The organism is Pseudomonas sp. MS15a(2019), from assembly GCF_013277805.1.
GTDB classification, from domain to species: Bacteria; Pseudomonadota; Gammaproteobacteria; order Pseudomonadales; family Pseudomonadaceae; genus Chryseomonas; species Chryseomonas benzopyrenica.
The window spans coordinates 24,581-35,703 of record NZ_VBTN01000022.1; the positions used below are offsets into that span (position 1 = coordinate 24,581).

Annotated in this window: 9 protein-coding genes; 5 read left to right on the forward strand and 4 right to left on the reverse strand. The window is 64.0% G+C overall.

The window, feature by feature from the left end; genetic code table 11:
* Positions 1–2 precede the first annotated feature (2 nt).
* Complete coding sequence (locus tag FEZ61_RS23760) at positions 3–677, reverse strand: heavy metal response regulator transcription factor (RefSeq protein WP_007162511.1); 675 nt, start codon at positions 675–677, stop codon at positions 3–5.
* 265 nt (positions 678–942) lie between these two features.
* On the opposite strand from FEZ61_RS23760, the gene FEZ61_RS23765 reads away from it, so the two are divergent.
* The 4 genes from FEZ61_RS23765 (at position 943) to FEZ61_RS23780 (ending at position 6,915) form a co-directional block, all read left to right on the forward strand.
* Positions 943–2,151, forward strand: a complete 1,209-nt coding sequence (locus FEZ61_RS23765; protein WP_007162512.1) for a TolC family protein — start codon at positions 943–945, stop codon at positions 2,149–2,151.
* Positions 2,152–2,192: 41 nt separating this feature from the next.
* Complete coding sequence (locus FEZ61_RS23770) at positions 2,193–3,467, forward strand: efflux RND transporter periplasmic adaptor subunit (protein WP_026084057.1); 1,275 nt, start codon at positions 2,193–2,195, stop codon at positions 3,465–3,467.
* Between the two features lie 9 nt (positions 3,468–3,476).
* Positions 3,477–6,614 (forward strand): CusA/CzcA family heavy metal efflux RND transporter, encoded by a 3,138-nt coding sequence (locus tag FEZ61_RS23775; protein ID WP_007162515.1) that lies wholly within the window; start codon positions 3,477–3,479, stop codon positions 6,612–6,614.
* Between the two features lie 91 nt (positions 6,615–6,705).
* Positions 6,706–6,915: a hypothetical protein gene (locus tag FEZ61_RS23780; protein ID WP_017642849.1), complete on the forward strand. Its 210-nt coding sequence runs from the start codon at positions 6,706–6,708 to the stop codon at positions 6,913–6,915.
* A 489-nt stretch (positions 6,916–7,404) separates the two neighbouring features.
* On the opposite strand, the gene FEZ61_RS23785 is transcribed toward FEZ61_RS23780, so the two are convergent.
* The 3 genes from FEZ61_RS23785 to FEZ61_RS23795 form a co-directional block, all read right to left on the reverse strand.
* Complete coding sequence (locus tag FEZ61_RS23785) at positions 7,405–7,635, reverse strand: hypothetical protein (RefSeq protein WP_017642850.1); 231 nt, start codon at positions 7,633–7,635, stop codon at positions 7,405–7,407.
* Between the two features lie 48 nt (positions 7,636–7,683).
* Positions 7,684–7,971: a hypothetical protein gene (locus tag FEZ61_RS23790; RefSeq protein ID WP_017642851.1), complete on the reverse strand. Its 288-nt coding sequence runs from the start codon at positions 7,969–7,971 to the stop codon at positions 7,684–7,686.
* Between the two features lie 219 nt (positions 7,972–8,190).
* Complete coding sequence (locus tag FEZ61_RS23795) at positions 8,191–8,430, reverse strand: hypothetical protein (protein ID WP_017642852.1); 240 nt, start codon at positions 8,428–8,430, stop codon at positions 8,191–8,193.
* On the opposite strand from FEZ61_RS23795, the gene FEZ61_RS23800 reads away from it, so the two are divergent.
* A complete protein-coding gene (locus FEZ61_RS23800) occupies positions 8,422–10,695 on the forward strand; it encodes a helicase associated domain-containing protein (RefSeq protein WP_017642853.1) in 2,274 nt (757 codons plus the stop codon). The genes FEZ61_RS23795 and FEZ61_RS23800 overlap by 9 nt on opposite strands.
* The last annotated feature ends 428 nt before the right edge of the window (positions 10,696–11,123 follow it).

Consider the following 11,123-nt stretch of genomic DNA (forward strand, 5'->3'; position numbering starts at 1 on the left):
TCTCATGAACGGCGCTCCATCACGTAGCCAACGCCTCGTACTGTATGGATAAGCGCCTCCCCGAAGGGCTCATCGACCTTCATCCGCAAGCGTCGAACGGCGACTTCCACCACATTGGTGTCACAGTCGAAATTCATGTCCCAAACGCGCGAGATGATCTCGGTGCGGGAGAGCACTTCGCCCTGGCGTTGCATGAGCAGGTGAAGCAGCGCGAATTCCTTGCTGGTCAAGTCGATGCGCTGGTCCCCGCGAAACGCACGATGGCGAAAGGGATGCAGCTCAAGATCGGCCAGGTGCAGGGTATCACTGACCACTCGCGTTTCGCCGCGTCTGAGCAACGCGCGGATGCGGGCGAGCAACTCCGGAAACTCGAACGGCTTGGTCAGATAGTCGTCAGCGCCGGCGTCCAGTCCTCGGACGCGCTCGCTGGTTCGGCTCTGGCCCGTTAGGAGCATCACGCGGGTCTGCTTGCGTCGCCGCAGCAATTCCAGGACCTCCAGACCGTCCATAGTCGGCAGATTAATGTCCAGCAGGATCAGGTCGTAATCCTGCTGCAGAGCCAGATGCAGACCATCAATCCCGGTCGCGGCGCGATCAACCACATAGCCATTCTCCGTGAGGCCTTGCTGCAGATAATCCGCGGCGCGGGCTTCGTCTTCCACTATCAGTAAGCGCATCGTCTGTATCAGTCGTGTCGAGGATGTTGCGGAGGCTGAAGCCTGTAGCCGCTAGAGAGTCAAGCGATCAAGCGTGCCGGTATACCTGGACGGCGGCAACTTCCTTACAGCTTTGTAATGTTGGCGTCACCGGAGCGATAGGTGGCGCTCCCTAGAGTCGGCTCCGCTATCACGCGACGATCTCTTCGAACGTCGCGCCTTCTGCACAGGAGTCGCTGCAGTGCCGTTATCCCTTCCATGTCGATATCCCGCCCCATGGCGCCTGATGGGTCTGGCGCTGGGGCTAGGTCTGCTGCTCGCCGGCGGACCGGTCCAGGCCTCATCGCTGACCCTGGAGCAGGCGCTGGCCCAGGCCCTGCGCGACAATCCCGACTACCTGGCGGCCCGCCAGGAGACCGCCGCGGCCGCAGGTGCACGGCAGCAGGCAGGCCTCCTGCCCAACCCGGAACTCGCCTTCGAGGTCGAGGACACGCGCTCTGCCAGTCAGACGCGCAGTCTCACGCTCACCCAGCCCTTTGAACTGGGTGGCAAGCGCGCCGCCCGGGTGGCGGTGGCCGAGGCCAACGCTGGCGTGGTCAATGCGGACCTCGAGGCGCGACGCTATGCCCTCCGGGCGGACGTCATCCAGAGTTTTTACGAGTTGTTACTGGCCGCTGAAGGGGTGCGGCTCGCCGAGCAATCGCAGGCACTGGCACAGCGCAGCCTGGACAGCTCAGGGGCGCAAATTCGAGCGGGCAAGATTTCACCGGTATCGGGTACCCGCGCGGAGGTAGAACAGGTCACCCAGCGGCTGGAGCTGAGACGCGCACTGCAGCAGCGTGACAACGCGCGGGTGAGTCTTGCCCGCCAATTGGGTGTCTCCGTGACAGAGCTCGGTGAGCCGGTCGGTGACCTGGATCGTCTGCCCGCACCTCCCGGCGAAGCCCTACTGCTGCAGGCGATCCGCCAGACACCGGCGATGCTCAAGGCGCGGCGGCAGGTAGCCGCCGGGGATGCCGACGTCGATCTGCAGCGCAGCCAGCGCTATCCGGACGTGCGGGTGAGCCTGGGCAGCCAATACGACGAGCTCGAGGGGGAGCGGGTCAATCTGGTGGGCTTCTCGCTCCCGCTACCGCTCTTCGATCGCAACCAGGGCAACCTGCTCGCCGCGTCCAGTCGCGCTGACCAGGCCCGGGATCTACAGCGAGCGACCGAGCTGCAGATCCAGGCCGAAACCCTGCAGGCACTGCGCGACTGGCGTAGTGCATCAGCTGACGTCGACGACTTGCGCAACCGGGTTTTGCCGGCGGGCCAGCGTACGGTCGATGACCTAACTCGCGGCTTCTCGCTGGGACGTTTTGCCCAGCTGGATGTGCTGGAAGCCCAGCGCGCCCTCATTGCCGCTAGGGGGCAGTACCTGCTCTCTCAACGTGCGCAGATCAATGCCTGGGCCCGCCTCGAACGCCTCCACGGCCCGCTCTTCACCTCCCCATGACGCTACAGATCCCGGTAATAAATCGGGTGCGGAGTTCTTGCATGACCATGACTTCATTCAGGCCGAGACTGCTGCGGCCGCTGCTGATTGCAGTAATTGGCGGTGGGCTGCCATTCAGTACCATTCAGGCGGGTACCGGTCACGACCACCCCGAACCCGCTGCCCCCCTAACGAAATCGGCAGATGCCAAGGCTGAGGCGACCCAGCCTCGCCCTGATCTGGACGAAGGCAAAGACGGCCATGACGCGAACGAGGGCGCCCATGGCGACGGCGAAGAGACGCATGCCGAAGGCGAAGTCGAGCTGAGCGCAGAGCAGATTCGAGCAGCCGGCATCGAAACCCAGGTGGTCACGCCGGTGAGCGTTGGCGCCTCTTTGAGTCTTCCGGGCGAGATTCGCTTCGATGAAGATCGTACCGCTCACGTGGTGTCCCGTACGCCCGGCGTCGTCGAGGAGGTGAAGGCGAATCTTGGAGACCGGGTGCGCAAGGGACAGGTGCTAGCAGTCATTGCCAGCGAGCAGCTTTCCGAGGTGCGCAGCGAGCTGGCGACCGCGCAGCAGCGGCTGCAACTGGCGCGCACCCTGTATGCCCGCGAGCAGAACCTCTGGCAGGAGCGGATCAGCGCCGAGCAGGATCTACTGCAGGCGCGGCAGACACTGCAGGAAGCCGAGATTGCTGTACGCAACGCCCGTCAAAAAGCACAGGCCTTGGGTGGAGCAGCCTCCGCTCAGGGCGGCAGTCGCTACCAGCTGCGCGCGCCCTTCGACGGCGTGGTGGTGGAGAAGCACCTGGTCCTGGGTGAGCGGGTGGACGAAGCCAGCAACCTCTTCACGCTCACCGACCTGTCCCGCGTCTGGGCCACGTTCGCCGTTCCTGCGCGTGACCTCGATCGAGTCACCGTTGGCCGAAAGGTGGAGGTACTCGCGGGTGAGCTGGATAGCCGCACCGAGGGCACCGTGGCGCATGTTGGCAATCTGCTGGGCGAACAGACCCGGGCGGCGACCGCGCGCGTCACCCTAGCCAATCCGGCGGGCGCCTGGCGCCCGGGTCTGTTCGTTACGGTGCGGCTCGATGACGAGCGACAGGCCAAGGTACTTGGCGTGCCCAATGGCGCCGTGCATGTCGTGGAGGATCGCACCGTGGTGTTCGTCCGGACGGCAGACGGCTTTCAGGCGACACCCGTGGTCACCGGGGTCCGGGACGGTGAGCGCACAGAGATTCGTCAGGGCTTGAGCGCCGGCCAGGTAGTGGCCGACCGCGGCAGCTTCATTCTCAAGTCGGAACTGGGCAAGGGCTCGGCCGAGCACTCCCACTAAGGGCGCATCATGTTCGAACGTATTCTTCGCTTCGCCATTGAGCAGCGCTGGTTGGTGCTGCTTGCCACGCTCGGCATCGCTGCACTCGGGATCTACAGCTATCGCCACCTGCCCATCGATGCGGTGCCGGACATCACCAACGTCCAGGTGCAGATCAATGCAGAAGTACCGGGCGCCTCGCCGCTGGAGGTCGAGCAGCGGGTCACCTATCCGCTGGAAACAGCCATGGCCGGCCTGCCGGGACTGGACCGGACCCGTTCGTTGTCGCGTTCGGGCTTTGCCCAGATCAGCGTCATTTTCGCCGATGGGACGGATCTGTACTTCGCTCGCCAGCAGGTGAGCGAGCGCCTCCAGGGTGCGCGCGAAGCCCTGCCAGAGGGTGTGGAGGTCAACCTGGGTCCGCTGTCCACGGGGCTTGGGGAAATCTTCCTCTGGACGGTGAAGGCCGCGCCCCAGGCGCGCCGCGCTGACGGCGAAGCCTATACGCTCACCGATCTGCGGGAGATCCAGGACTGGATCGTCAAACCCCAGTTGCGCACCGTGCCCGGGGTGGCGGAAGTCAACACCATTGGCGGCTATGCCAAGGAGTATCAGATCGCGCCCGATCCCAAACGGCTGGCAGGCTATCGCATCACCCTAGAGCAATTGGCGATGGCGCTCGAGCGGAACAACGCCAATGTCGGCGCCGGTTTCATCGAGCGCGCCGGGGAGCAGCTGGTGATTCGGGTACCGGGGCAGCTCGCCTCCGTCGAGGATATCGCCACCATCGTGCTCGCTACCGTGGACGGTACTCCGGTACGGATCCGGGATGTGGCCACGGTCGGGGTCGGGCAGGAGTCACGCTCCGGAGCAGCTACCGAAAATGGCGAAGAGGCGGTGCTTGGCACCGTCTTCATGCGGGTGGGTGAGAACAGCCGCGAGGTGGCCCTGGCAGTGGCCGAGCGCCTGGCGCAGATCAACCGCAACCTGCCGGAAGGCGTGCAGGCGGTCGCCGTGTACGACCGCACCACGCTAGTGGACAAGGCGATCGCTACGGTACGCAAGAATCTTGTGGAGGGTGCGCTGCTGGTCATCGCCGTGCTCTTCGTCTTCCTCGGCAATCTGCGCGCGGCGCTGATCACCGCGCTGGTGATCCCGCTGTCGATGCTCTTCACCTTCAGCGGCATGGCCGCGAATCGGGTCAGCGCCAACTTGATGAGTCTGGGTGCGCTCGACTTCGGCATCATCGTCGATGGCGCCGTGGTGATCGTGGAGAATGCCATTCGCCGGCTGGCTCATGCCCAGGAACGGCACGGTCGGGCGCTCGATCGCCGGGAGCGCTTCCAGGAAGTGTTCGCCGCCGCCCGCGAGGCGCGGAGACCCCTCATCTTCGGGCAGCTGATCATCATGGTGGTCTATCTGCCGGTGTTCGCCCTGACGGGTGTGGAAGGCAAGATGTTCCATCCCATGGCCTTTACCGTGGTGATCGCCTTGGTGGGCGCCATGCTGCTGTCCATCACCTTCGTCCCTGCGGCCGTGGCGCTGTTCGTCACGGGTCGCGTGCAGGAAAAGGACAATCGACTGATGAGCGCGGCGCGGCGCGGCTATGCCGTCGCGCTGGATGCAGCCATGCGCCGGCGGCCACTGGTGTTCGCCGGCGCTGGCCTGAGCGTGGTGCTGACGGTGCTGCTGGCGCTGCGCCTGGGCAGTGAATTCGTACCCAGCTTGAGCGAGGGTGATTTCGCGCTGCAGGCGCTAAGGGTGCCCGGTACCGGCCTGGGGCAATCGGTGGATATGCAGCAACGCCTGGAGCGCTCCATCCTGGATCAGGTACCCGAGGTGGAGCGGGTATTCGCGAGGACCGGCACCGCCGAGATCGCCGCGGATCCGATGCCGCCGAACATCTCCGACAGCTATGTGATGCTCAAGCCGCAGGCGCAGTGGCCTGATCCAGGCAAGTCTCGCGAGCAGCTGATGGCTGAGCTGGAAGCAGCGGCTGCGCGTGTACCCGGTAGCAATTACGAGCTGTCGCAACCGATCCAGCTGAGGTTCAACGAGTTGATTTCCGGGGTGCGCAGCGATGTGGCGGTCAAGGTCTTCGGCGATGACATGGCGGTGCTGAACAAGACCGCTGCGGACATCGCCAGGGTGTTGCAGAAGGTCACCGGCGCTGCCGAGGTGAAGGTGGAGCAGACCAGTGGGCTGCCGCTGCTGAGTGTGCAGATCGATCGTGAGCGAGCCGCACGCTACGGCCTCAATGTCGGCGACATCCAGGATGTGATTGCCACGGCGCTCGGCGGACGCAAGGCCGGCACGCTCTTCGAGGGTGATCGCCGCTTCGATCTGATGATCCGCCTCCCGGAAACGCTGCGCAGCGATCCGGCGGTGCTGGCGCGCCTGCCCATTCCATTGCCAGCGGTGGAAGGCCGCGTCGAGTTCATTCCCCTGGCCGATGTGGCGCGCCTGGAAACGGTGCTGGGGCCGAATCAGATCAGCCGAGAAGACGGCAAGCGCCTGGTGATCGTCAGTGCCAATGTGCGCGATCGGGACCTGGGTAGCTTCGTGGCGGATGCCACTGCCGCCATCACGGACCAGGTGCGAATTCCCGCAGGCTACTGGACCAGTTGGGGCGGCCAATTCGAGCAGTTGCAGGCCGCCGCCGCCCGCCTGCAACTCGTGGTGCCGGTGGCCTTGCTGCTGGTGTTCGTGCTGCTGTTCATGATGTTCGGCAATCTGCGCGACGGCCTCGTGGTCTTTACCGGCATTCCCTTCGCCTTGACGGGCGGGGTATTGGCGTTGTGGTTGCGGGACATTCCCTTGTCGATCTCGGCCGGTGTGGGCTTCATCGCACTGTCGGGCGTCGCAGTGCTCAATGGCTTGGTGATGGTCTCCTTCATCCGTGGCCTGCTGGAGGAGGGCAAGCCGCTGGATATCGCCGTGCGCGAGGGCGCGCTGGTCCGCCTGCGGCCGGTGCTGATGACTGCGCTGGTGGCCTCGTTGGGCTTCATTCCCATGGCCTTGGCCACCGGCACCGGGGCGGAGGTACAACGCCCGCTAGCGACCGTGGTGATCGGCGGCATCCTGTCCTCCACTGCCCTGACACTGCTGGTCTTGCCTGCGCTCTACCACAGCGTCCTGCGCCGTCGCGAACAGCCCCCGGCAGGATGACAGGATTGTAATGCGCGGCTCATCCTGGCGTTAGCCGCGCCCCTCTAGAGTGGCTCTCATACCCACGCTGCACTCTAGAAGGAGAAACACCATGACGTTCCTTAAAATTGCCCTGTTTGCCGCCACCCTCGCCGTTGCGAACCTCAGCTATGCCGCAGACGGCAGCGAGCGCTCGATCTCGCACAACCAAGATTTCCGCGATAGCCAGGCGGCGCTCCAGGAGCATCGAGAGATGCATGAAACGCTGGCACAGGAAGGGCGTCAGCCAGATAAAGCATCCAACGTCAAAGCGACCAACTGAGACTACGCATCTGTTTGGCCGTAGACGATCGATGCCGCGCATCTGAGGCTCGAACAGAAAGCGCCATGTGGCGCTTTCTGCATACCTAAAAATATACTGCCCTGGAAAAACAGCTTCACCGGCACCACTTGCCCCCCTTTTGCCCGCGCTCCACCTCCCTACCCAGTCGCCCCGCGCGCGCGACAGTAGGAAAAGGAAAACTCGAGCCAGAATCTAAAGCTTTAGAAAAAACCGCGGCCCAGCTCAACTTCGAACGCGGAGGTAGGCGAGGCGAATGTTTTAATTGCTTTCAGGCACTCATCTTCCCCTTGTAGCAAGTTGAGCAGCCCGAATCGAACACCACCTACCACCACCCAGCGCGTTGAACGTTGCTACCGTGACCTGCACAGTGGACGTTTGCGCCTGGGCACTTTCGTCAGCGGTCCACAACAAGATTACTGCGCCGGTGAGACAGACATTTCTACTTAGTCACCAGAGCGACATTTCTATTTAGCCTTGACACGCCTTGCGGCGGTACTGGGTCTTGAAGCACCCCAGCGCATCGGTGCCGAGCGCGGCCAGCTCGGCGTCCCTCACAGTCCGGCGCTCCAGCTGCCCTGCCGCCTCCAGGCGCTCGCAGCGGTAGGAGGGCCTATTGATCGACGCGTGCCGGACGTCGAACCAGCCCTCTTGGGGCAGGTTTTTCAGCGCGGCCAGGTCGGCAGCGGTCAACGGTTTCATGGGGACTCCTGCCGGCTGCGCCGGGGTTGGGTGGGTGGTGGAGAGGGTTCAGCCTTCGCGCAGGGGGAGCATCAGCTGGACCTCCTGACTCTCGATGCCGAGCAGCAACATGCGGGTCTCGGTGGTCATTCCGGAATTGTTGTCGTAGGCCAATTTCACCAACGTCTCCAGGGCCACGGAATTGTCCACGAACGTCTCCGCATCCTCGTCCGTAGCGGTGCCCTGCAGGCGCTTATCGCGGTATCGCTCGGCGACGATCAGACAGTCTTGGGCCATCTGCAGGATGGTTTTTTCGAGCTGTGGAATATCCACGATTGCGGCGGTAGTGGTGCCCATGGCTAGATCCTCGCCGGCAGCGCCGGGGTGGTGGTGGGGAGGGTTCTGAAATCTGGTCAGCCGCATTCGGCGCGTACCAGGTGGGCAAATCGGTTAAAGACGTGCGCGCTCTCTATTTCACAGATACCCGCTACCCGCGCGCGCTCGGCTTTCTCGGCCTTGTTCAGGCCGCCGCCGGGCAGGGCCTTGTGGTAGCTCTTTGCATCTCCTGGATTACGCTCACTCGTAGGATTTTAGCAGTCGGGACAAGCCCTCGGGTTCTATCCCCCATCCCTCCCCCAGCGTGAAAGTCGGGCGACCGTGAAAACGATCAACCTTGCCCATGCTGACACTCATGGCTTCACCGGTGACTCCATGGAAATCGCTAGAGTCGTCATAGTCGACGGAGATCTCCGCGTCGTATCGCTGGAGGAGGTCTCGTAGTTCGGTGAGGAATGCAATCCGTGTGGTGTGATCCATCAGTTCGACTCCTGTACCCTCGCCCTGGGCCTGCTGCCCGGCTTTGCCTTTGACCTGGGGATCCTCGACGAGGCGCACAAGACAGCCGGCGCCGCCGGCCGGCGCAACAGCTTCGCGCTGAACGATCACCCTACCCTGCGCATCGACAGGCGCCTTTTCCTCACTGCGACGCCGTTGGCCATCGCTGAGGAGGAAGGCCCCGCCTGTACCGGGCCCACCTACTCCATGACGGACGAGGCCGTCTTCGGTCCCGTCGCCTACGAGCTCAGCTACTCCGCCGCTGTCGCCGCGGGAATCATCTGCGATTTTCGCGTCATCATTTCCGTGGAGGAAGCGGACGACGAGCAGCTCGCCGAAGCGCTGGACGATGAGGAGCGCCGCTACGCGGTGCATGCCCAGGAGTTGCTGCGGGCGATGACCGACGTCGGCGCCCGCAAAGCCTTCGCCTTCTACTCGCGGATCTCGCAGTCGAAGCGCTTCGCGACGGCGCTGCGGGAAGCCGTCGGCGAGGGCGAGTTCTGGGCGCGCCACATCGATGGCTCGTTCCCCTCGTGGCAGCGCACGCGGTTGCTGCACCAGTACGGCCGGGCCCCGCGCGCAGCGCTGTCGTGCGCACGCTGCCTGGCTGAGGGGGTAGACGTGCCGGATACCGATCTGGTCGCCTTCATGCACCGGCGGGAAAGCCACGTCGACATCGTCCAGGCACTCGGCCGCGCCGTGCGCAAGGCGCCGGGCAAGCGCTACGGCTATGTCCTGATACCCCTGCGCCTGAAGCGGAGCTCCGGCGAGTCCCTCATCCAGGCCGTGGCGCGCAGCGACATGTCCACGGTCTGGCGGACCCTGGCGGCGCTTGCCGAGCAGGACGACGCCATGCTCAACGAGGTGCAGCGCGCCGCGGTGGACCAGGGCGAAACCGGACAGCCCGCCTCCCCCGACTGGTTCAACAAGCTGCACGTCATCGCGCCTGCTGGCCGTCCCGACGCCGGCGCCTGGGCCGCCAGCCTCAAGGCTGTGCTTTCAACGGAGCTCGTTGGGCGGATCGCCGGCAGCTGGCCGCACTTTTACGGGCTCCTGCGCGCGTTCGTGACTGACCGCGGCCACGCCCGGGTCGCGCGCAGCTATCGCACACCGGGTGGGCACACCCTGGGCGCCTGGTGCTCACGCCAGCGCGCGCTCCACCGGCTAGGCCGGCTTGCGCCTAACCGTGCCGAGCAGCTGGAGGCCATCGGTTTCGAGTTCGATCCGCGAGAGCATGCCTGGGAGCGAGGGTACGAAGCCTTGCGCAGCTATCTGGCTGACACTGGATCGCCCTCCCCCGCCGTCGACGTCGTCACCGCAGACGGGCTCGCCCTGGGCCACTGGTGCAGCGAGCAGCGCAAGGCCTATCGCCTCGGCCGGCTGGCGCCGCGGAAGAAGCAGCTGCTTGAGGCCCTGGGCTTCATCCTGAGCCCCTTCGACGACGCCTGGGAGAAACGGTATCAGGCGCTGGTGGCGTTCAAGGAGGAGCATGGCCACCTGCGCGTTGCTCAGCGCCAGGTGCTGGTAGACGGTACGGATCTGGCCGACTGGTGCCGGAACCAACGCAGCCGTCAGATCGACCTGTCCAGGCGTGATCGGCTGGCCGCCCTAGGCTTCGACTTCGACGCTGGCGTGCTGGATGCCCGCTGGGAAGCCGCCTATACCGCGCTGGAGGAATTTGGCGCACGGCAAGGCCATGTGAATGTGCCGCTAGACTTCGTGCTGCCTGATGGGACAGCGCTCGGTACCTGGGTAGGGAATCAGCGCGCGCGCTACCGCGACGGCCAAATGGAGCAGCAGCGAATTGAGCTTCTGAACCAGCTGGGTTTTGTGTGGGAGATGTTCGGTGCGGCCTTCGACCAAGGCCTACGGCACCTGGAGCAGTTCAAGGCCGCACATGGCCACTGCAATGTACCGATCGCCTACATGACCATCGACGGTTACAAGCTCGGCAGGTGGTGCTCCAACCAGCGCACGCGGCTGAAGGACAAACCGGACGATCCGGATCACGGCAGGCTGCTGGCCGCTGGATTTTCCTTCGATCCTGCGGAAGCTGCATGGCAGCAGCACTATGCAGCGCTCCAAGACTACCTGGCCGCTAATGCCGGCGGCTCAGTACCGGTGAAACACGTGACCGCCGACAGGCTGCGACTGGGCTCGTGGGTATCCCGACAGAAAACCCTGCTGAAGGCCGGCAAGCTGGCCGATGCGAAGCAAGCCGCGCTGCGCGGATTGGGCGTTTTCTAGTAGTAGCCTTAGCAGCGAGATAGCTCACACCTGCCGGCAGCCTTTTATGGCTCACGTTTAAAGGTAGAACGCTGGAGCTCCCGAATGGCCTCACCAATACCGTATCCGCGGTCGTGTACGCACTTACGCACTTACGCACTTACGTATGCATGCGCTTACCAGCATAGGGATGGCCTCGCTTTCAAAATTTCAACAGCCGAGGTACACGCCCTGACGTGTGCAGATCATTTTCTAACAGGAGCCGTGGCTTCCAGCAAATCCGGGATTCACGTGCGATCTCAGATGCGTAGCGCTTAAGTGCGTACCTGCCTAAGCACGCACTTAAGCATTTAAGTGAGCATCTAGCTCATTTCGATAATGGAGTGTTGATGCCGCTGCCAAGGGCACACGCTATCCCCGAGTGATTACCCAAGCACCCAAGCACCCAA

Bases quoted from the DNA above. Each gene is read 5' to 3' on its own strand.
- FEZ61_RS23780 (WP_017642849.1), top strand. From the start codon at position 6,706: ATGACGTTCCTTAAAATTGCCCTGTTTGCCGCCACCCTCGCCGTTGCG.
- FEZ61_RS23775 (WP_007162515.1), top strand. From the start codon at position 3,477: ATGTTCGAACGTATTCTTCGCTTCGCCATTGAGCAGCGCTGGTTGGTG.
- FEZ61_RS23760 (WP_007162511.1), bottom strand. From the start codon at position 677: ATGCGCTTACTGATAGTGGAAGACGAAGCCCGCGCCGCGGATTATCTG.
- FEZ61_RS23795 (WP_017642852.1), bottom strand. From the start codon at position 8,430: ATGGATCACACCACACGGATTGCATTCCTCACCGAACTACGAGACCTC.
- FEZ61_RS23785 (WP_017642850.1), bottom strand. From the start codon at position 7,635: ATGAAACCGTTGACCGCTGCCGACCTGGCCGCGCTGAAAAACCTGCCC.
- FEZ61_RS23765 (WP_007162512.1), top strand. From the start codon at position 943: ATGGGTCTGGCGCTGGGGCTAGGTCTGCTGCTCGCCGGCGGACCGGTC.
- FEZ61_RS23770 (WP_026084057.1), top strand. From the start codon at position 2,193: ATGACCATGACTTCATTCAGGCCGAGACTGCTGCGGCCGCTGCTGATT.
- FEZ61_RS23790 (WP_017642851.1), bottom strand. From the start codon at position 7,971: ATGGGCACCACTACCGCCGCAATCGTGGATATTCCACAGCTCGAAAAA.